General features: G+C 58.9%; 18 protein-coding genes. 6 read left to right on the forward strand and 12 right to left on the reverse strand.

What is annotated here, in order from left to right; translation table 11 throughout:
• Positions 1 to 6: 6 nt before the first annotated feature.
• The 8 genes from PSH66_RS25085 to grpE all read right to left on the reverse strand — a co-directional run bounded on the left by PSH66_RS25085 (position 7) and on the right by grpE (position 10475).
• Positions 7 to 411, reverse strand: a complete 405-nt coding sequence (locus PSH66_RS25085) for a hypothetical protein (protein WP_042945291.1) — start codon at positions 409 to 411, stop codon at positions 7 to 9.
• A 28-nt stretch (positions 412 to 439) separates the two neighbouring features.
• Positions 440 to 916 (reverse strand): transcription elongation factor GreA, encoded by a 477-nt coding sequence (gene greA, locus PSH66_RS25090; RefSeq protein WP_003176148.1) that lies wholly within the window; start codon positions 914 to 916, stop codon positions 440 to 442.
• Positions 913 to 4134 (reverse strand): carbamoyl-phosphate synthase large subunit, encoded by a 3222-nt coding sequence (gene carB, locus PSH66_RS25095; protein ID WP_003176149.1) that lies wholly within the window; start codon positions 4132 to 4134, stop codon positions 913 to 915. The genes greA and carB overlap by 4 nt, the downstream gene beginning before the upstream one ends.
• A 105-nt stretch (positions 4135 to 4239) precedes the next feature.
• Positions 4240 to 5376 (reverse strand): glutamine-hydrolyzing carbamoyl-phosphate synthase small subunit, encoded by a 1137-nt coding sequence (gene carA / locus PSH66_RS25100; RefSeq protein ID WP_003176150.1) that lies wholly within the window; start codon positions 5374 to 5376, stop codon positions 4240 to 4242.
• 259 nt (positions 5377 to 5635) lie between these two features.
• The gene (gene dapB, locus PSH66_RS25105) at positions 5636 to 6442 is read right to left on the reverse strand and encodes a 4-hydroxy-tetrahydrodipicolinate reductase (protein WP_003176151.1); all 807 of its coding nucleotides are present in this window, start codon (positions 6440 to 6442) and stop codon (positions 5636 to 5638) included.
• A 10-nt stretch (positions 6443 to 6452) separates the two neighbouring features.
• Positions 6453 to 7577, reverse strand: a complete 1125-nt coding sequence (gene dnaJ / locus PSH66_RS25110) for a molecular chaperone DnaJ (protein WP_078826065.1) — start codon at positions 7575 to 7577, stop codon at positions 6453 to 6455.
• A gap of 318 nt (positions 7578 to 7895) precedes the next feature.
• Entirely contained in the window at positions 7896 to 9812 is a 1917-nt protein-coding gene (dnaK, locus tag PSH66_RS25115; protein WP_003176153.1) for a molecular chaperone DnaK, read from the reverse strand.
• 102 nt (positions 9813 to 9914) lie between these two features.
• Complete coding sequence (gene grpE / locus PSH66_RS25120) at positions 9915 to 10475, reverse strand: nucleotide exchange factor GrpE (RefSeq protein WP_305427814.1); 561 nt, start codon at positions 10473 to 10475, stop codon at positions 9915 to 9917.
• A gap of 253 nt (positions 10476 to 10728) precedes the next feature.
• On the opposite strand from grpE, the gene recN reads away from it, so the two are divergent.
• Positions 10729 to 12402 carry a DNA repair protein RecN gene (recN, locus tag PSH66_RS25125; protein WP_078826067.1) on the forward strand — a complete coding sequence of 558 codons (1674 nt, stop codon included), beginning with the start codon at positions 10729 to 10731 and terminating at the stop codon, positions 12400 to 12402.
• A gap of 84 nt (positions 12403 to 12486) precedes the next feature.
• Here recN and fur read toward each other — a convergent pair whose 3' ends face one another.
• Positions 12487 to 12891 (reverse strand): ferric iron uptake transcriptional regulator, encoded by a 405-nt coding sequence (fur, locus tag PSH66_RS25130; protein ID WP_003176156.1) that lies wholly within the window; start codon positions 12889 to 12891, stop codon positions 12487 to 12489.
• 98 nt (positions 12892 to 12989) lie between these two features.
• Here fur and PSH66_RS25135 point away from each other — a divergent pair, with 98 nt between their 5' ends.
• Positions 12990 to 13517 carry an outer membrane protein assembly factor BamE gene (locus PSH66_RS25135; protein WP_003176157.1) on the forward strand — a complete coding sequence of 176 codons (528 nt, stop codon included), beginning with the start codon at positions 12990 to 12992 and terminating at the stop codon, positions 13515 to 13517.
• Between the two features lie 63 nt (positions 13518 to 13580).
• On the opposite strand, the gene PSH66_RS25140 is transcribed toward PSH66_RS25135, so the two are convergent.
• Positions 13581 to 13883 (reverse strand): RnfH family protein, encoded by a 303-nt coding sequence (locus PSH66_RS25140; protein WP_003176158.1) that lies wholly within the window; start codon positions 13881 to 13883, stop codon positions 13581 to 13583.
• Positions 13876 to 14310, reverse strand: coding sequence for a type II toxin-antitoxin system RatA family toxin (locus PSH66_RS25145; RefSeq protein ID WP_042945295.1), 435 nt, complete (start codon positions 14308 to 14310; stop codon positions 13876 to 13878). Before PSH66_RS25145 ends, PSH66_RS25140 begins: the two co-directional genes overlap by 8 nt.
• Positions 14311 to 14478: 168 nt before the next feature.
• Here PSH66_RS25145 and smpB point away from each other — a divergent pair, with 168 nt between their 5' ends.
• Complete coding sequence (smpB, locus tag PSH66_RS25150; RefSeq protein WP_003176160.1) at positions 14479 to 14961, forward strand: SsrA-binding protein SmpB; 483 nt, start codon at positions 14479 to 14481, stop codon at positions 14959 to 14961.
• 35 nt (positions 14962 to 14996) lie between these two features.
• On the opposite strand, the gene PSH66_RS25155 is transcribed toward smpB, so the two are convergent.
• Entirely contained in the window at positions 14997 to 15764 is a 768-nt protein-coding gene (locus PSH66_RS25155) for an FCD domain-containing protein (RefSeq protein ID WP_003176161.1), read from the reverse strand.
• 249 nt (positions 15765 to 16013) lie between these two features.
• On the opposite strand from PSH66_RS25155, the gene PSH66_RS25160 reads away from it, so the two are divergent.
• The 3 genes from PSH66_RS25160 to PSH66_RS25170 all read left to right on the forward strand — a co-directional run bounded on the left by PSH66_RS25160 (position 16014) and on the right by PSH66_RS25170 (position 21006).
• Positions 16014 to 17708, forward strand: a complete 1695-nt coding sequence (locus tag PSH66_RS25160; protein WP_003176163.1) for a lactate permease LctP family transporter — start codon at positions 16014 to 16016, stop codon at positions 17706 to 17708.
• Between the two features lie 70 nt (positions 17709 to 17778).
• The gene (locus tag PSH66_RS25165; protein WP_305427815.1) at positions 17779 to 20589 is read left to right on the forward strand and encodes an FAD-binding and (Fe-S)-binding domain-containing protein; all 2811 of its coding nucleotides are present in this window, start codon (positions 17779 to 17781) and stop codon (positions 20587 to 20589) included.
• Positions 20590 to 20727: 138 nt separating this feature from the next.
• A complete protein-coding gene (locus PSH66_RS25170; RefSeq protein ID WP_003176165.1) occupies positions 20728 to 21006 on the forward strand; it encodes a hypothetical protein in 279 nt (92 codons plus the stop codon).
• The last annotated feature ends 8 nt before the right edge of the window (positions 21007 to 21014 follow it).

Genomic DNA, 21014 nt, shown 5'->3' on the forward strand with positions numbered 1-21014 from the left:
AAAGGGTCACGGGCGTGCTTCGCGCGCCCCGCCACTCCATCCCGGCGCAGGCTGCATGACCAGCACCAGACCAGAGAACCCTAGCACAAGATAGCTGAATAACTGCCAGCGCAACGCTTCCGGCAGCCAGACATGCACGACGCCAAACATTGCGCACGCATACAGCGCCATCAACAGCAGTTGGCCGCGAATATCCCGCCACAAACTCCCCAAACCCTCGGCCTTGACCAGCACCACGGCCTGGATTGTCACGCACGCTGCTGAAAAACCCACCAGCAATGCACTCAGCAATCCGTCCAGCTCATCGATGAGCAATGGCGCCAGGCCAATCAGGCCCAGCGCCGGAAGCACACCCATGTGCAATAACCACAAGCCGCCCACCCAAAGCATCTGGGAGAGCTGCCAAAGCATGGCGCCCGCACGAAGCGGGCGCCGCCTTTCAGACGTGACGAACTTCGACAATCTCGTACTCGATCACGCCGCCTGGCGTTTTGACAGCCACCACATCTCCCTCTTCCTTGGCAATCAAGGCACGGGCCAGCGGCGATCCCACAGATATCTTGCCGAGCTTGAAGTCAGCTTCGTCTTCGCCAACGATGTGATAGACCACGCTTTCGTCAGTTTCGACGTTGGCGATTTCCACAGTCGTACCGAAAATCACTTTACCGGTGTGAGGAATGGTCGTCACGTCGATCACCACCGAGTTCTGCAGGCGGCCTTCGATGTCACGGATGCGCGCCTCAACCATACCTTGCTGCTCGCGAGCAGCGTGGTATTCGGCGTTTTCCTTCAAATCGCCCAGCTCGCGGGCCGTACCGATGTCCTGGCTCAGCTTTGGACGTACGACCTTGGTCAGATGGGCGTGCTCCTCTTCCAGGGCCTTGAAGCCCTGGACGGTCATTGGGTATTTGGTCATGCCTTCAATCCTGCGTGTAGATCCTGCAAGCGACGCACGGTCTTTTCCGGACCGAACTTGAGCGCTTCGCAGATAGCTTCGCCAGCAGCAATGGTGGTGGTGCAGTAAATCTTGTGCTGCAAGGCATTACGACGAATGGAGTAGGAGTCCGCGATCGACTGGCGACCTTCGGTGGTGTTGATGATCAAGGTGACTTCGTCATTCTTGATCATGTCGACCACGTGCGGACGACCTTCCGTTACCTTGTTTACGCGACGCACTTTCAGGCCGGCCGCTTCGATCAGCTTGGCGGTCCCGGCAGTGGCCACGATTTCGAAACCCAAGTTGATCAGATCACGCGCCACGCCTGCAACCAGTGGCTTATCGTCATCACGCACGCTGATAAACGCGGTACCACCGGTCGGCAGCACTTCGCTGGCGCCCATCTGGGCCTTGGCGAACGCCTCGCCAAAGGTATCGCCGACGCCCATCACTTCACCCGTGGACTTCATCTCCGGGCCCAGGATAGGGTCCACACCAGGGAATTTGGCGAATGGGAACACCGCCTCTTTCACGCTGTAGAAGTTCGGAATGATTTCCTTGGTGAAGCCGATTTCCTTCAAGGTCTTACCAGCCATCACGCGAGCAGCGATCATGGCCAGGGAGACACCGATGCACTTGGAAACAAACGGTACGGTACGCGAAGCGCGCGGGTTGACTTCGATGACGTAGATGTCTTCGCCTTGCAGCGCCAACTGGACGTTCATCAGGCCGACAACGCCCAGTTCCAGGGCCATTTTCTTGACCTGTTCGCGCATCTCGTCCTGGATGTGCAGCGGCAGCGAGTACGGCGGCAGCGAGCAAGCGGAGTCACCGGAGTGAACACCCGCCTGTTCGATGTGCTGCATGATCGCGCCGATCACCACGTCAGTACCGTCGCAAACTGCATCCACGTCCATTTCGATGGCGCAGTTGAGGAAGTGATCCAGTAGCACGGGGCTATCGTTGGACACTTTCACCGCATCACGCAGGTAACGCTTGAGCTCTTCTTCTTCGTAGACGATTTCCATCGCACGACCGCCCAGCACGTAGGACGGACGCACCACCAGCGGGTAGCCAATCTTGCTGGCTGCACGGATGGCTTCGTCTTCGCTGCGCACGGTGGCGTTAGGCGGCTGACGCAGGTTCAGGCGCTCGACCATTTGCTGGAAGCGCTCACGGTCTTCGGCACGGTCGATAGCATCCGGGCTGGTACCGATGATCGGCACACCGGCGGCTTCCAGAGCGCGCGCCAGTTTCAGCGGGGTTTGGCCGCCGTACTGCACAATCACGCCTTTTGGCTTCTCGACGCGCACGATTTCCAGCACGTCTTCCAGGGTGACCGGCTCGAAGTACAAGCGATCGGAGGTGTCGTAATCAGTGGAAACCGTTTCTGGGTTGCAGTTGACCATGATGGTTTCGTAGCCGTCTTCGCGCAGGGCGAGCGCGGCGTGTACGCAGCAGTAGTCGAACTCGATACCTTGGCCAATGCGGTTTGGACCGCCACCCAGGATCATGATCTTGTCGCGACCCGATGGCGCGGCTTCGCACTCTTCCTCATAGGTGGAGTACAGGTAGGCGGTATCGGTGGAGAACTCGGCCGCGCAGGTATCAACGCGCTTGTAGACCGGGAAGATCTCCAGCTTGTGGCGATGGGTACGCAGGTTTTTCTCGGTCACACCCAGCAGCTTGGCCAGGCGCTGATCGGAGAAGCCCTTGCGCTTGAGACGGAACATCATGTCGCGGTCGATGCTGGCCAGACCCAGGGTCTTGACCTTTTCTTCTTCCTTGATCAGGTCTTCGATCTGCACGAGGAACCACGGGTCGATCATGTTCATGCCGAAGATGTCTTCGACAGTCATGCCGGCACGGAAGGCGTCAGCCACGTACCAGATGCGCTCGGCGCCCGGCACGGTCAGCTCGCGCTTGAGGATGCTCATGCTTTCCGGATTGCTCAGGTCGAGCTTCTCATCCAGGCCGCAAACGCCCACTTCCAGGCCGCGCAGGGCTTTCTGCAGGGATTCCTGGAAGGTCCGGCCGATGGCCATGACTTCACCCACCGATTTCATCTGGGTGGTCAGGCGCGCGTCAGCCTTGGCGAACTTTTCGAAAGCAAAGCGTGGCAGCTTGGTCACAACGTAATCGATGGACGGTTCGAAGGACGCCGGGGTCTTGCCGCCGGTGATGTCGTTCGACAGCTCGTCCAGGGTGTAGCCCACAGCCAGCTTGGCCGCGACCTTGGCGATCGGGAAGCCGGTGGCTTTCGAGGCCAGCGCCGAAGAACGGGAAACACGCGGGTTCATCTCGATCACGACCATGCGGCCGGTGTCCGGGCAGATGCCGAACTGAACGTTGGAACCGCCGGTTTCCACACCGATCTCACGCAGCACCGCCAGGGAGGCGTTACGCAGGATCTGGTATTCCTTGTCGGTCAGGGTCTGTGCCGGGGCAACAGTGATCGAGTCACCGGTGTGCACGCCCATAGGGTCGAAGTTTTCGATGGAGCAGACGATGATGCAGTTGTCGTTCTTATCGCGAACAACCTCCATCTCGTATTCTTTCCAGCCGATCAGGGATTCGTCGATCAGCAGCTCTTTGGTCGGCGACAGGTCCAGACCACGGGCGCAGATTTCTTCGAACTCTTCACGGTTATACGCGATGCCGCCACCGGTGCCGCCCATGGTGAAGGACGGACGGATGATGCACGGAAAGCCCAGGGTCTCAAGAACCGCGTTGGCTTCTTCCATGCTGTGGGCGATACCGGAACGCGGGCACGCCAGGCCGATGGACTTCATAGCCTTGTCGAAACGCGAACGGTCTTCAGCCTTGTCGATGGTGTCGGCGTTGGCACCGATCATCTCTACGCCGAACTTTTCCAGTACGCCTTCGCGCTCCAGGTCCAGGGCGCAGTTCAGAGCAGTCTGGCCACCCATTGTGGGCAGCAACGCGTCCGGACGTTCTTTCTCGATGATCTTGGCAACGGTCTGCCACTTGATCGGCTCGATGTAGGTCGCGTCCGCCATGGCCGGGTCGGTCATGATGGTGGCTGGGTTGGAGTTTACCAGGATGACGCGATAGCCCTCTTCGCGCAGGGCTTTACAGGCCTGGGCGCCGGAGTAGTCGAACTCGCAGGCCTGGCCGATCACGATCGGGCCAGCGCCGAGAATCAGGATGCTTTTTATGTCTGTACGTTTTGGCATGGGTTTGTCACTCAAATCCGCAGGTCAGTCGGCAAGCCGTCTTGAACAATCTTTGAAGAGCCCGCGGGAGCCACCGGAGTTCGGGGCCGCCCGCAAGCCGCTCAGTCAGCGTCGCTTGGCCATCTCATTGATGAAACGGTCGAACAGCGGCGCTACGTCGTTCGGGCCCGGGCTCGCTTCAGGGTGGCCCTGGAAGCTGAACGCGCTCTTGTCGGTGCGCTCGATGCCTTGCAGGGAGCCGTCGAACAGCGACTTGTGAATGGCGCGGACGTTACCCGGCAAAGTCGCTTCATCCACCGCAAAACCGTGGTTCTGGCTGGTGATCATCACGACGCCTGTGTCCAGGTCCTGCACCGGGTGGTTGGCACCGTGGTGGCCATGGCCCATTTTCAGGGTCTTGGCGCCGGAGGCCAGGGCCAGCAGCTGGTGACCGAGGCAGATACCGAATACCGGAATTTCGGTGTCCAATACGTCCTTGATGGCCTGGATGGCGTAGTCGCATGGCTCCGGATCACCCGGGCCGTTGGACAGGAACACACCGTCCGGTTGCATGGCCAGCACATCGCTGGCCGGGGTTTGCGCCGGCACCACGGTAACGCGGCAGCCGCGCTCGACCAACATGCGCAGGATGTTGTACTTCACACCATAGTCATAAGCGACCACGTGGTAAGGCAGGTCCGCGGACTCGATGGTCGCGTGGCTGTCAGTCTTCAAGTCCCAGACAGTGGAGCGCCACTCGTACTGCTCCTTGGTGCTGACGACTTTCGCCAGGTCCATGCCCTTCAGGCCTGGGAAGCCTTGCGCTGCGGCAATCGCCGCCTCTTCGGAGATAGCGTCACCCACCATGATGCAGCCGTTCTGCGAACCTTTTTCACGCAGGATGCGCGTGAGGCGGCGCGTATCGATACCGGCGATCGCCACGACGTTGTTGGCTTTCAGGTAATCGGACAGCGACATCGTGTTACGCCAGTTGCTTGCAACCAGTGGCAGGTCACGAATCACCAGACCGGCCGACCAGACACGATCAGACTCGACGTCTTCCGGCGTAGTGCCGGTGTTGCCAATGTGCGGATAGGTCAGGGTAACGATCTGTTGGGCGTAGGAAGGATCGGTAAGGATTTCCTGATAGCCGGTCATGGCGGTGTTGAACACCACCTCTCCAACGGTTTGACCGTCGGCTCCAATGGCTTCGCCGCGAAAAATGCTGCCATCAGCAAGGGCGAGTATGGCTGGCTTAGTCAAGAAGACCTCCCGTAAATAAAGCCTGAAAGGGCGATCGCAGGTTGCAAAAAAGCGGAGTGACGTATGGACACGTCACCCCGCTTCTTCACTGAATTATTCTGCGCGCTTTTAGTGGACACACTAAAGCTGTAGCTTACAGAAAAAGGCTTTTTGGGTCCACCGCTAATAAGCCTTAAAGGCAGGAGAATGCGACAGGACGTCGCTTAGCGGGTAAAAACGGGGCCTAAGGATAATCCCGAGGCCCCGGTTTAGCTACTGATTAGTGCAGGTCCAGCACATCACGCATGTCGTACAGGCCCGGCTCACGACCTTCCAGCCACAGCGCGGCACGCACCGCACCTTTGGCGAATGTCATGCGACTGGACGCCTTGTGCGTGATTTCCAGGCGCTCACCCTCGGTAGCAAACAACACGGTGTGATCACCGACGACATCGCCGCCGCGCACGGTCGCAAAGCCAATGGTGTCACGTGCACGCGCACCGGTGTGACCCTCACGGCCGTACACGGCCACCTTCGACAGGTCGCGACCCAGCGCATCCGCAATAGCCTCACCCATGCGCAGCGCCGTACCGGAGGGCGCGTCGATCTTGTGGCGATGATGGGTTTCGATAATCTCGATATCCGCCTCATCACCCAATACACGAGCAGCCATATCCAGCAACTTGAGCGACAGATTCACACCGACACTGAAGTTGGCGGCGAAAACCACGGGGATATCCTTGCCCGCCTCCACCAACACCTGCTTCTGCTCGGCCGTCAGCCCTGTCGTACCGATCACCATGGCCTTGCCTGCCTTGCGGCAAAACGCCAGGTTTTTCAGCATCACTTCCGGCAGCGTGAAGTCGATCAATACGTCGAACTCGTCAGCCACCTGCTCCAGATTGCCGGACAGCGAAACGCCGATACGCCCCAACGAGGCCAATTCACCGGCGTCCGCACCGATCAAGGTGCTGCCGGGGCGAACGATCGCCGCGGTCAGCCCCGAAGCAGGCGAGCGTTGCTGCACCGCCTCGACCAGCGTCTTGCCCATGCGCCCTGCAGCGCCCATTACGGCTATACGTCGCATATTCACTTCCTTACAGATCGCCGAAGAAGCGCTTCACGCCATCGAAGAAGCCAGTGGTCTTCGGAGAGTGGGATTCGTCCCCCTCCAGCGAGCTGCGGAACTCTTCAAGCAATTCACGCTGACGGCGATTCAGGTTGACCGGCGTTTCCACCGCCACACGGCACATCAGGTCCCCGGCGCCACCACCGCGCACCGGCGCAACACCCTTGCCGCGAATACGGAACTGCTTGCCGGTCTGCGTGCCTTCAGGAATCTTGAGCTTCACACGCCCATCAAGCGTCGGAATCTCCAGCTCGCCGCCCAAGGCAGCGTCAACAAAACTGATCGGCACTTCACAGAACAAATGCTTGCCATCACGCTGGAAGATCGAGTGCTCACGCACATTGATCACCACGTACAAGTCGCCAGTCGGACCACCCTGCGTTCCCGCCTCGCCTTCGCCCGACAGGCGAATGCGGTCACCGGTGTCCACACCGGCCGGCACTTTGACCGACAAGGTCTTGTACTCTTCCACACGACCCTCGCCGTGGCAGGCGTCGCACGGGTCGGAAATGATCTTGCCCTGGCCATGGCAACGCGGGCAGGTCTGCTGCACCGAGAAAAAGCCCTGCTGCATACGCACCTGGCCGATACCACCACAGGTCGGGCAGGTAATCGGCGAGGAGCCTTTCTTGGCACCCGAACCGTCGCACGGCTTGCAATTGACCAGCGTCGGCACACGGATATTGACGCTGGTGCCGCGCACGGCCTCTTCCAGGTTCAGCTCCAGGGTGTAGCGCAAGTCACTGCCACGCTGGGCACCACCACGCTGACCACCACGGCCACCGCCGAAGAAATCGCTGAATACATCGCCGAAAATATCGGAGAAATTCTGACCACCAAAGCCGGCACCGCCGCCGCCCATGCTTGGGTCGACACCAGCATGACCATACTGGTCGTAAGCCGCGCGCTTATTGGGATCAGACAGGCATTCGTAGGCCTCGTTGGCCTCCTTGAACATCTCTTCGGATTCTTTGCTGTCCGGATTACGGTCCGGGTGGTGCTTCATCGCCAGGCGACGGTAAGCCTTTTTCAGGTCCGCCTCGCTGGAGCCGCGCTCCACACCCAACACTTCGTAATAGTCACGCTTTGCCATAAGTCTTTGCACTCTTAAGGACGTTCAGCCAGACCCTCCTGAGCCTCGCCAAACTCGTTGAGCCCCAATACAGGCCCGGACCCAACTCACGTCAATTCAACGATCCTGGTCATCACTACTTTTTAGCCAGGAACCCGGCCAAAAACGCGGTATTTATTGCTCGAAAAGCAGGAGCATTTCCGATCACACCGCCAGCACCCGAACGCGGTCGCATGCTGTAAAAATTCGCGTACCCCAGACACACCAACGCGGGAGCAAGCTCCCGCGCGGCGACATCCTACCAGTCACCGCTTGTGAGCGGTCAACCGGACGACCAACTTACTTGTTGTCTTTGACTTCTTCGAACTCGGCATCGACAACATCATCGTGCTTGGCTTCAGGCTCTGCCTGTTGCGCAGCACCGTCAGCCGGCTGGCCTTGCTCGGCGTACATTTTTTGAGCAACCGGTGCGGAGACTTTCGACAGCTCTTCGATCTTGGCTTCGATGGCAGCCTTGTCGTCGCCTTTGACAGCAGCTTCCAGGGCAACCACGGCAGCTTCGATCGCGGTCTTCTCTTCAGCGGTCACTTTATCGCCTGCATCCGCGACCATTTTGCGTGTGGAGTGAACCAACGCATCACCCTGGTTACGTGCGCCGGCCAGTTCTGCAAACTTGGCATCCGCATCAGCGTTGGCTTCAGCATCACGAATCATCTGTTGAATTTCTTCATCAGACAGACCGGAGTTGGCCTTGATGGTGATCTTCTGCTCTTTACCAGTCGCCTTGTCTTTCGCGCCGACGTGCAGGATGCCGTTGGCATCGATGTCGAAGGTCACTTCGATTTGCGGCACGCCACGTGGTGCTGGCGGGATCTCAGCCAGGTCGAACTTGCCCAGGGACTTGTTCTGCGCGGCTTGCTTACGCTCGCCTTGCAGCACGTGAATGGTCACAGCGCCCTGGTTGTCGTCGGCCGTCGAGAACACTTGGGATTTCTTGGTAGGAATCGTGGTGTTTTTCTCGATCAGCGCGGTCATCACGCCGCCCATGGTTTCGATACCCAGGGTCAGCGGGCTGACGTCCAGCAGCAGCACGTCTTTCACGTCACCGGCCAATACCGCGCCCTGGATGGCAGCACCCATTGCAACCGCTTCGTCCGGGTTCACGTCTTTACGAGCTTCTTTACCGAAGAACTCGGTGACTTTCTGCTGTACCAACGGCATACGGGTCTGGCCGCCGACCAGGATCACATCGTTGATCGAGCCAACGTCGATGCCGGCGTCTTTCAGTGCAATGCGGCAAGGCTCGATGGTGCGCTGAACCAGGTCTTCAACCAGCGCTTCGAGCTTGGCGCGAGAAATCTTCACGTTCAAGTGCTTAGGACCGGTAGCGTCTGCAGTGATGTACGGCAGGTTCACGTCGGTCGACATGCTCGACGACAGTTCGATCTTGGCTTTCTCAGCGGCTTCCTTCAGGCGCTGCATCGCCAGCGGGTCACCCTTGAGGTTCATGCCGCTTTCTTTCTTGAATTCGTCGACGAGGTAGTCGATCAGACGAATATCGAAGTCTTCACCACCCAGGAAGGTGTCACCGTTGGTGGCCAACACTTCGAACTGGTGCTCGCCGTCGACTTCAGCGATCTCGATCACGGAAACGTCGAAGGTACCGCCACCCAGGTCATAAACGATTACAGTGTGATCGCCCTTGGCCTTGTCCATACCGTAAGCCAGTGCGGCCGCGGTAGGTTCGTTGATGATACGTTTTACGTCCAGACCCGCGATGCGGCCGGCGTCTTTGGTCGCCTGGCGCTGGCTGTCGTTGAAGTAAGCCGGAACGGTGATCACCGCCTCGGTGACCGTTTCGCCCAGGTAATCTTCGGCAGTCTTCTTCATCTTCTTCAAGACTTCAGCCGAGATCTGAGGCGCGGACATCTTGTTGCCGTTTACTTCAACCCAGGCGTCACCGTTGTCAGCCTTGGCGATTTTGTACGGCACCATCTTGATGTCTTTCTGCACGACTTCTTCGTCGAACTTACGACCGATCAGGCGCTTTACCGCGTACAGGGTGTTATGTGGGTTAGTCACTGCCTGGCGCTTGGCCGACTGGCCAACCAGGATTTCGCCATCGTTGGCGTACGCAATGATCGACGGCGTGGTACGCGCGCCTTCAGCGTTTTCGATAACTTTAGCCTTGCCGTTTTCCATGACCGAGACGCACGAGTTGGTGGTCCCCAGGTCGATACCGATAATTTTGCCCATGATTTACTCTCCCGAAACTTGAATTTGGTTGCCGCAGCAGTGGTGGCTAACTGCGGTAGCACTTAAACGCTTGACTTATAAATGGGGGCCTTGCGGCGGATTTCAAGCCTGCTCATCAATAGAAGGTGCAACAGGCGCAGGCGTCTTGCTCACTACCACCATTGCCGGACGCAACAGGCGGCCGTGCAGCAGATAACCTTTCTGGAATACTTTCAATACGCTGTTAGGCTCCAGGTCATGGCTTTCCTGCATGGCCATCGCCTGGTGATGCTCGGCATTGAATGGTTCGCCACCTTGCGGATCGATCGCTTCGAGCTGGTAACGCTTCAGGGTGTCCTGGAACATTTTCAGCGTCAGCTCGATACCTTCGCGCATCGGACGGATGTTTTCGTCGTCCGGGTTAGACAATTCAAGGCCACGCTCCAGGCTGTCGATGATCGGCAGCAAGTCATTGGCGAATTTTTCCAACGCGAATTTGTGAGCTTTCTCCACATCCTGCTCGGCACGGCGGCGGACGTTCTGCAGATCGGCAGCAACACGCAAAGATTGATCCTGCGCAGCGGCCAACTGCTCTTCGAGCACTTGCACACGAGTCGCCAGTTCATCGCCGGCAGCCTGATTGGCTTCTGGAGTTTGCGTATCCTGAGTCTGTTCGTCAGCCATAGATTTCTCCTTTCAAAATCATGCGCGAACTCAACTCGCGCTTCTGATCCGGTATATGGGGCCACAATTTTCAGGTTCAAGGGCACGAGTGTGTCCAAAAGTCTTCCATTGACGCTGATCAATTCCTACCGATTCATTCCTCGTAGCGCTAAAAAAAGCGCCGATACAAGCAAATCGAGCTAAGCATCAGGATTGTCAGCCTCGAACAAAACACTGTATAAATAAACAGACCTAAAGCCTGGGAGCGTCCGTCATGCTCGTGCACCTGTCCGTACATAATTACGCCATCGTTGAACATCTGGATCTTGAACTGGATCGCGGGATGAGCGTAATCACAGGCGAAACCGGCGCCGGCAAATCGATCATGCTCGATGCCCTGGGCCTGACGCTCGGTGATCGCGCCGACAGCGGCGTGGTACGCCCCGGCGCAGACAAAGCCGATATCCTGGCGACGTTCGACCTGGCCGACATTCCCGAGGCTGAAACCTGGCTGGCCGAGCGCGACCTCAATCATGAAGGGCCATGCATCCTGCGCCGGGTGATCACCGCCGAAGGACGCTCCCGCGGCTATATAAACGGCACGCCCTGCCCCCTTGGCGACCTGAAGGCATTAGGCGAACTGCTGATCGACATCCACAGCCAACACGAGCACCAGTCGCTGCTCAAAACCGATACCCATCGCCGCCTGCTCGATGAATACGCCGGCGCCACCGACCTGGCGCGCCAGGTACAACTTGCCGCCCAGCGCTGGCGCCAGACGCGTCAGGAGCTGGAGCGCCTCTCCAATTCCGGCGATGAGCAGCGCGCTCGTCATCAACTGCTCAGCTATCAACTTGAGGAGCTCGAAAGCCTGGGCCTGGGCGAAACCGAGCTGGAGCAGCTCGAGCAGGAACACAAGAACCTGACCAATGCCGAGACGCTCCTAGGCATCTGCCGCCAGGTCGTCGAACAATGCAGCGAGAGCGACTCCGGTAATGTGCTCAACGCCCTCACCGCCAGCCTCAATCGCCTGTCCAGCGTGAACAACGCCTCCGGCTCCCTGAGTGAAGCCACCACGCTGCTGACCAGCGCACAGATTCAGGTTGAGGAGGCCGTCGGTGAGCTGAACCGTTTCCTGGACCACTTCGATGCCGACCCGGCACGCCTGCAGGAAATCGAGGAGCGCCTGGACACCATCTACACCTTGGCGCGCAAACATCGAATCCAGCCCACCGAAGTGGCAACAATGCAGCAAAAACTGCTGGATGAAATCGAGACACTGAACGCCAACGACGAATCCATTGAGCGATTGGGCGACGAACTCGCCTCGTTTGCCCGCCACTATCAAGAGAAGGCCCGCGAGCTAAGCGACTTGCGCCAACAGGCCGCCACTGGCCTGGCCAATGCCGTTGAGCTGGAAATTCAACGCCTGGGCATGCCGGGTGGACGCTTCACCATTGAATTGCGCGCCAACACCAGCAATGAATTGCAGCCCCACGGCCTGGAACAGGTCGAGCTACTGGTCAGCGCCAACCCTGGGCAACCGCTCAAGGCATTGGCTAAAGTGGCGTCCGGCGGCGAACTGTCGCGGATCAGCCTGGCAATCCAGGTGATTACCGCGCAAACCTCCCGCGTGCCGACACTGGTCTTCGACGAGGTGGACGTCGGCATCGGCGGGCCGACCGCAGAGATCGTTGGCCAGCTGCTGCGCCGCCTGGGGGACCGAGGCCAGGTCCTCACGGTCACTCACCTGCCACAAGTGGCGGCCCAAGGGCACCAACACTTGTTTGTACATAAAGTCAGAGGCAGTGATGCAACACACACTGCGGTATCCAAGCTGAACAAGTCGGAACGCGTGGAAGAAGTGGCGCGCATGCTCGGTGGCATTGACTTAACCAAGGAGTCTTTGGCCCACGCAAAGAAAATGGTTGTCGCTGCCAAGGCCTGAATCGAGTTTTCCCCATTAGCTAGAAAGCACGAAGGCGACCCTGAGGTCGCCTTCGATCGTTTCGCAGCGCAAATCTGCGTTTTTTTACTTTTTCTTACGGATGTACAACACGAGATTGTGGTCGATCAGATCGAAACCATGCTCCTCGGCAATTTCGTGCTGGAGCTTTTCGATTGCCGGGCTGGTGAACTCGATAACCTCATTGGTATCCAGGTCAACCATGTGATCGTGATGACCACCGTCGGCTAATTCGAACACTGCATGACCGCCGTCGAAATTATGACGAACCACCAGCCCTGCGGCTTCAAACTGGGTCAGCACACGGTAAACCGTGGCCAGGCCGACGTCCTCGTTAGACTCCATCAGCGCCTTGTAAACATCCTCGGCACTCATATGGCGCTGCTCAGCAGAATCGAGCATTTGTAGAATCTTGACTCGTGGCAGAGTCACTTTGAGACCGGCTTTGCGTAGTTCGCTATTTTCAACCATGGTTAGCTTTCTCGCGGATGCTGCTTCGCAGCTTCTCTTAATACGGGTATGATCGGCGTTTACGTTGTCCCAGCCAAGATAGTGGAAGTCGCCCACCGATGCAAAACACCAAGCTCTTGCTAACCAGTTTCACCTTTGTGGGACTGCTCGCACTCGCCGGTTGTTCATTCCCCGGGGTTTACAAAATCGACATCCAGCAGGGCAATGTCGTCACGCAGGACATGATAGACCAGTTACGCCCGGGAATGACCCGACGGCAAGTACGGTTTATCATGGGTAACCCCCTGCTGACCGACACTTTCCATGCCGATCGTTGGGATTATCTCTACAGCCTCCAGCCTGGCGGCGGTGAGCGCCAGCAGGAACGCGTCAGCGTCATCTTCAATGGCAATGACCAGCTGGTCAGCCTGTCGGGTGACTTCATGCCTGGCGTAAGCCGTGATGACGCCCTGCTCGGCAAGGACAACGGCACCAACGTGACTGCGCCAGCGCAGGAAAGCGAGAAGCCGAAGTCTGAAGTGCCGGCCAAGCCAGGCTCATTGCTGGACAAGATCCAGAAAGACGTCGACGGCGTAGAAACAGTTCCCGTCCCGACGCCACAGCCTCTGGACACCAGCCCGCAGTAAACTTGCGGCGCTCAACAAAAAGCCCGGCACGCCGGGCTTTTTGTTGCCTGCCCTTTGGCTGGCCTAGGAATTCTGTTGCTTGGCCAGGGCCGCCTTGGCCGCGCGCAGTCGGCGCACCTCTTTAGGATCGGCCAACAGAGGCCGGTAAATCTCGATACGGTCACCTGCCTGCACGGCACGCACCTCGGCGTCCGCGACCACCTTGCCAAATATACCCAAAGGGCAATCAGCCAGATCCACCCCAGGGAAGTGCTCGGCTATCCCCGACGCCTGCACCGCCATCCGCAGGCTAGTCCCTTGCGCCACCATCACCGCCAGTAAAACCTGACGATCCTCGGCCGCATACACCACCTCAATCTCAACCATGCAGTTGCTTGGCCCGCTGACAAAACGCATCCACCAGCGTATTGGCCGCCTGATTGAACAAGGGCCCCAACGTCGCCCGAACAATCGGCCCTGCGTAATCGAATGACAGGTCCAGGCTGATTTTGCAGGCCTTGTCGGTCAGTGCCTTGAATGCCCAAACACCGTGCAGTTCGGTAAACGGCCCTTCTTCCAGATTCATTTCAATGGACTTGCCGGGGATCAGCACATTTCGCGTTACAAAATGCTGGCTGAGCCCGCCCTTGGCCACGCCGACACGGGCACGCATGTGCTCATCACCGCTCTCCAGCACTTCAGCCGTGGAACACCACGGCAGGAATTCCGGGTAACGCGCCACGTCGTTGACCAGGTCATAGAGCGCCTGCGCCGGATAAGGCAGCAGGGCCGAACGTTGAATATGCGTCGTCATGTGTGCGTTATTTCCACAGCTGAGCAGCAAACATCGCGAAAGAACAGACCGATTCGCGAGAGAAAAAAACCAAAGAACTGCCCGCATTGTCCGGGATTCGTCCAACACGCTCAAGCACGCAGGTTGACCGTAGCCGACTCGCTCGCAACTCCCTATAATGCCGCCCCTATGGCTAAACAAAAGAAACACCCCACAGGGACCATCGCGCAAAATAAAAAAGCGCGACACGATTACTTCATCGAACATCGGTTCGAGGCTGGTCTGGTCCTGGCCGGCTGGGAAGTAAAAAGTCTGCGCGCCAGCAAGCTGCAACTGGTCGACAGCTACGTGCTGCTCAAGGATGGCGAGGCATGGCTGCTCGGCAGTCATATCACCCCGCTGACCACCGCGAGCACCCACGTAATTGCCGACCCGGTACGCACGCGCAAGCTGTTGCTCAACGCACGCGAACTGGAAAAGCTCGCCGCCGCCGTACAGCAGAAGGGCTATGCCTGCATCTGCCTGTCCTGGTATTGGAGCAAGCACCTGGTTAAATGCGAGATTGCGCTGGGCAAGGGCAAGAAGGAATACGACAAGCGTGATACCGAGCGCGAGCGTGATTCCAACCGCGAACTGCATCGCGCGGTGCGCAACAAAGGCAAGGAAGAGTAGTACTTGTAACGGTGTAGCCTCGGAATTTTCCCCGGCTACATCCCTTTGCGCCGCTCCGCACGCGCCACACGCTGAACCTCCTGACGCACTTCCTCCAACACTTCCTGCACATATTCCAGGTGACGTGTTGAGACCTCCCGCGCCTGCTCGGCCCGCCCCTCGATAATTGCCAGGTACAAATCCCGATGCTGACTGATCAGCATGTCGCGGGTTTCCGTACGTTGCTGGTACATGCCACCAATGTTGGTCACCACGTTACGCTTGAGCAGGTCGAACAAGCCGCGAATGGTGTGCAGCAACACTGCGTTATGACTGGCTTCAGCAATGGCCAGGTGAAACCTCGCATCCGCCGCGCCCTCTTCCGCTCGGCTCACCTCATCGACGCGTGTGTAGCAATCCTGCAGCGCATCAAACGCAGCGGTCAGCCGCTCGCGATCGACCTCGGTCGCACGCAAGGCTGCGTAATAAGCGCAGGACGCTTCAAGAGTTTGTCGAAACTCCAGCAGATCACGCTGCGCCTCGGGATTGTTTTCCAACAGGTGCAGCAGCGGATCGCTGAACGTCGAGCCCAAAGACTCTGCAACATAATTGCCACCGCCTTGACGACTCACCAGCAGCCCTTTGGCCGCCAACTTCTGGATAGCCTCGCGCAACGACGGACGCGACACGCCAAACCGCTCAGCCAACGCACGCTCTGCCGGCAATCGCTCGCCCGACTTCAGCGTGCCCTCAAGGATCATGCCCTCAAGCTGCTCGACAATATCGTCAGACAAACGGCGCTGACGCACCAGATCAAACCCCATCACTCACCCTCCCGCATCCCGACCACGCGCCGGGCCTCTATTCTGGCCTATCGCCGCCCTTCCAGCACCTATCAGAACGCCTTCGCTTTACCCGATCAGATGCCTTCGGCCACCGGCTTACGACCAAAGTTTCGCAGGCGGCAAATTGACACATCCCCAGAAGGCTTTTAACCTAGCCCACAGCGATTGTAAATTGGTATTACCAATTAACCAAGCTGACCAAACAACAACAATCAGGGGCCACCCCATATGCAAACCTGGCAACAGCTTTACAGCCCACTCGGCAGCCTCGGCCTTTCCGCACTGGCCGCCGTCATTCCGATCGTGTTCTTCTTCCTGGCCCTGGCCGTGTTTCGCCTCAAAGGTCATGTGGCCGGCAGCATCACGCTGGCGCTGTCGATCCTGGTGGCGATCTTTGCGTTCCAGATGCCGGTGGACATGGCGTTCGCCGCCGCGGCTTACGGCTTTGCCTATGGCCTGTGGCCCATCGCGTGGATCATCGTCGCGGCGGTGTTCCTCTACAAACTCACCGTCAAGAGCGGCCAGTTCGAAATCATTCGCAGCTCGGTTTTGTCGATCACTGACGACCAACGCCTGCAAGTGCTGCTGATCGGCTTCTGCTTCGGTGCATTCCTTGAAGGTGCCGCCGGTTTCGGCGCCCCCGTAGCGATCACCGCCGCCCTGCTGGTAGGCCTGGGTTTCAACCCACTGTATGCCGCCGGCCTGTGCCTGATCGCCAACACCGCACCCGTTGCCTTCGGCGCCCTGGGCATCCCGATCATCGTTGCAGGCCAGGTGACCGGCATCGATGCGTTCAAGATCGGCGCCATGACTGGCCGTCAACTGCCCCTGCTGTCGCTGTTCGTACCGTTTTGGCTGGTATTCATGATGGACGGCCTGCGCGGCGTGCGCGAAACCTGGCCGGCAGCACTGGTGGCCGGCTTGAGCTTTGCCGTCACCCAGTACTTCACATCCAACTTCATCGGCCCGGAACTGCCGGACATCACCTCGGCCCTGGCCAGCCTGATTTCCCTGACCCTGTTCCTGAAAGTCTGGCAACCCAAGCGCACCGCCGGCGCACAGATTGCCGGCGCCACCTCCGGCGTAGCGATCACCGCCAGCGCCGGCGGCTTCGGCTTGCCACGCAGCACCGTTGCATCGCCTTACAGCCTGGGGCAGATTTTCAAAGCCTGGTCGCCGTTCCTGATCCTCACCGTACTGGTCACCATTTGGACACTCAAACCGTTCAAGGCCATGTTTGCCGCGGGCGGTTCGATGTACAGCTGGGTGTTTAATTTCGCGATCCCGCACCTGGACCAACTGGTGGTCAAGGTCGCACCCATCGTCACCAACCCGACCGCCATTCCGGCAGTGTTCAAGCTGGACCCGATTTCAGCGACCGGCACCGCGATTTTCTTCTCTGCCGTGATTTCGATGCTGGTACTGAAGATCAACGTAAAAACTGGTCTTACCACTTTTAAAGAGACCCTTTACGAGCTGCGCTGGCCGATCCTATCCATCGGCATGGTGCTGGCATTCGCCTTTGTCACCAACTACTCCGGCATGTCCTCGACCATGGCGTTGGTATTGGCCGGCACCGGTGCGGCATTCCCGTTCTTCTCGCCATTCCTTGGTTGGCTGGGGGTTTTCCTGACAGGCTCCGACACTTCGTCCAACGCCCTGTTCAGCTCGCTGCAAGCCACCACGGCACACCAGATCGGCGTCAACGACACCCTGCTGGTGGCCGCCAACACCAGCGGCGGCGTGACCGGCAAGATGATCTCACCGCAATCGATCGCCGTGGCCTGCGCCGCCACCGGTTTGGTGGGCAAGGAATCCGACCTGTTCCGCTTCACCCTCAAGCACAGCCTGTTTTTTGCCACCATTGTTGGGCTGATCACCCTGGCCCAGGCCTACTGGTTTACCGGCATGCTGGTGCACTGAGCCCCGCACGTAATAGGGTAAGAACCGACGCTGGACCCTTATTCCGGCGTCAGCTATTTCTGGAGGACCCATGAGCCTGCCTGCCGCTTTCCTGACTGACGTCGCACAGCTGATCCCGAACGATCGGCGCTTCGATGATCCGCTTTCCACCCTCGCATTCGGCACTGACGCCAGTTTTTACCGACTGATCCCACAGCTGGTTATCCGCGTAGAGTCGGAAGACGAAGTGGTCGCACTGTTGCAACTGGCCCAACGTGACCACGTGCCGGTGACCTTTCGCGCGGCCGGCACCAGCCTGTCCGGACAGGCGATCAGCGACTCGGTGCTGATCGTGCTGGGGGATAACTGGAACGGCCGCGAAATTCGCGGGAAAGGCACGCAGATCCGCCTGCAACCAGGCGTCATCGGCGCGCAGGCCAACGCATGGCTGGCACCGTTCGGCCGCAAGATCGGACCGGACCCGGCATCGATCAATGCCTGCAAAATCGGCGGTATTGTCGCCAACAATGCCAGCGGAATGTGCTGCGGTACTGCGCAAAACACCTATCACACCCTGGCGGGCATTCGTCTGGTGCTGGCCGACGGCAGCCGCCTGGACACTGAAGATGCGGCCAGCGTCAGGGCCTTTCGTGAGCAGCATGGCGTACTGCTTGAGCGCCTGGCGACATTGGGTCGCGAGACGCGGGCAAACGCCGAGCTGGCTGCGAAAATACGCCACAAATACCGCCTGAAAAATACCACCGGCCTGTCACTCAATGCCTTGGTGGATTTTGATGAACCGCTGGATATCCTCAGTCATCTGCTGGTGGGCTCCGAAGGCACCTTGGGATTCATCAGCGCAGTCACTTACAACACGGTGGTCGATCACCCAAACAAAGCGTCGGCGCTGATCGTGTTCCCGGACGTCGAGACCTGCTGCAACGCGGTCACGGTGCTGAAAACCCAGCCAGTATCGGCCGTGGAGTTGCTGGATCGACGCAGCATGCGCTCAGTGCAGAACAAACCCGGCATGCCCGCTTTCGTACAGCAACTGTCGGAAAATGCCTGCGCATTACTGATCGAATCCCGCGCTGCGTCGCCCTCGTTACTGCATGAACAACTGGCGCTGATCATGGCGTCCCTGGCCGCTTTCCCGGTTGAAAAACAGGTCGACTTCACCGAAGACCCGATAGAAAACGCGCGGCTGTGGGCAATTCGCAAAGACACCTTTCCCGCCGTCGGCGCCGTGCGCAAAACCGGTACCACGGTGATCATCGAAGACGTGACCTTCCCGGTCGAGCAACTGGCAATCGGCGTGAACCGCCTGATCGAACTGTTCGACAAACATCACTACGACGAAGCCATCCTTTTCGGACACGCCCTGGAAGGCAATCTGCACTTTGTGTTCACCCAAGGCTTCAATAGCGCGCAGGAAGTCGCACGCTATAAGGCGTTCATGGACGACGTAGCGCAACTGGTGGCGGTGGAGTTCGGCGGTTCACTGAAAGCCGAACACGGCACCGGCCGCAATATGGCGCCCTTCGTGGAATTGGAGTGGGGCAGCGATGCCTACCAATTGATGTGGCAGCTCAAGCGCCTGCTCGATCCCACCGGCATTCTCAATCCGGATGTGGTGCTCAGCGAAGACCCGCAGATCCACCTCAAGCACCTCAAGCCACTGCCTGCCGCCGATGAGCTGGTGGATAAGTGCATCGAGTGCGGCTTCTGCGAGCCCGTGTGCCCGTCCAAGGGACTGACCCTGAGCCCGCGCCAGCGCATCGTGATCTGGCGCGATATCCAGGCGAAAAAACGCGCTGGCGTCGACACCACGGACCTGGAAGCGGCCTATCACTATCAAGGCATCGACACCTGCGCCGCCACCGGTCTGTGCGCCCAACGCTGTCCTGTAGGCATCAACACCGGCGACCTGGTGAAAAAGCTACGCAGTCGCGACGCCAACCGTACGAAAACCGCCGATTGGCTCGCCACCCATTTCGCCACCGCCCTGCAAGGTGCGCGCTTTACCCTGCATGTCGCCAACGGTGCGCGCATGCTGCTGGGCGCCCCTCGCCTGACGAAGCTGTCGGCCACCGTGAGCAGACTGTCCAAAGGACAAATCCCGCAGTGGACCAACGCCATGCCACAACCGGAAAAAGCCATCCGCTTCAGCCCGCCGATGACCGACGAACGTCCGCGAGTGGTTTACCTGGCAGCCTGTGTGTCGCGGGCAATGGGCCCGGCCGCCAGTGATAAAGAGCAAATGTCGCTGTACGACAAAACCCGCGGCCTGCTGGAAAAAGCCGGTTACCAGGTTGTCGTTCCAGACAACCAGGACAGCCTATGTTGCGGCCAACCTTTTGCTTCCAAGGGCTACGCCGAACAGGCTGAGCACAAACGCCAGGAACTGATCGGCGCCCTGCTCCACGCCAGCCGCGGCGGCCTGGACCCCATCTATTGCGACACCAGCCCGTGCACCTTGCGCCTGGCGCAAGACCTCGGCGACACGCGCCTGGACCTCTACGACCCGGTGCGCTTTATCCGCACACACCTGATGGACCGTCTTGATTTCACACCTCAAGAAGCGCCGATCGCGGTACACGTCACCTGCAGCACCCAACACCTGGGCGAAAGCCAGGCATTGATCGACCTGGCTCGACGCTGCGCTAGAACCGTGGTCATCCCGGAAGGCATCCACTGCTGCGGGTTTGCCGGCGACAAAGGCTTTACCACGCCGCAACTCAACGCCCACGCACTGCGCTCCCTCAAGGATGCGGTGCAATATTGCAGCGAAGGCATCTCGACCAGCCGCACCTGCGAAATAGGCCTGAGCCAGCATGGCGGCATTGATTATCACGGCCTGGTATACCTCGTGGACCGCGTCACCCAGCCTCGTATCCATTAATCCGGAAAAAAACAGAACCCCAGCGCGCCAACGCAGTCACTTGCATAGGCCCCGGCGAACGGGGCTCAGCAGTGATGTCGCTGGCAAACTTTATGACCGCCAGCAACGTCGAGCCCTTTTTCGCAAGGAGACATTCTTATGAAGCGTTCCACTTTTGCTGGCTTGTTCATTACCGCTGCGATGTTGGCCTCCCCCGCTTTCGCGGCCGGCGACAAAGACCTGTGCCAGATCAACCTGGACAAAATCAACAACGGCAAAGCACTGCTCGCGACCGACACCAGTGGCAAAAGCGGCGAAATCGACACCGCAGTCTCCCAGGCCAAGGCCGCCCACGCCGCCGGTGACGACAAGAAGTGCATCGAGATCACCTCCAAGGCCCTGCAGGACCTGCAGAACAACGAGAAAGGCGGCCAGTAAACGCCAGG

This window comes from Pseudomonas sp. FP597 (assembly GCF_030687435.1).
Taxonomy (GTDB): domain Bacteria; phylum Pseudomonadota; class Gammaproteobacteria; order Pseudomonadales; family Pseudomonadaceae; genus Aquipseudomonas; species Aquipseudomonas lactucae.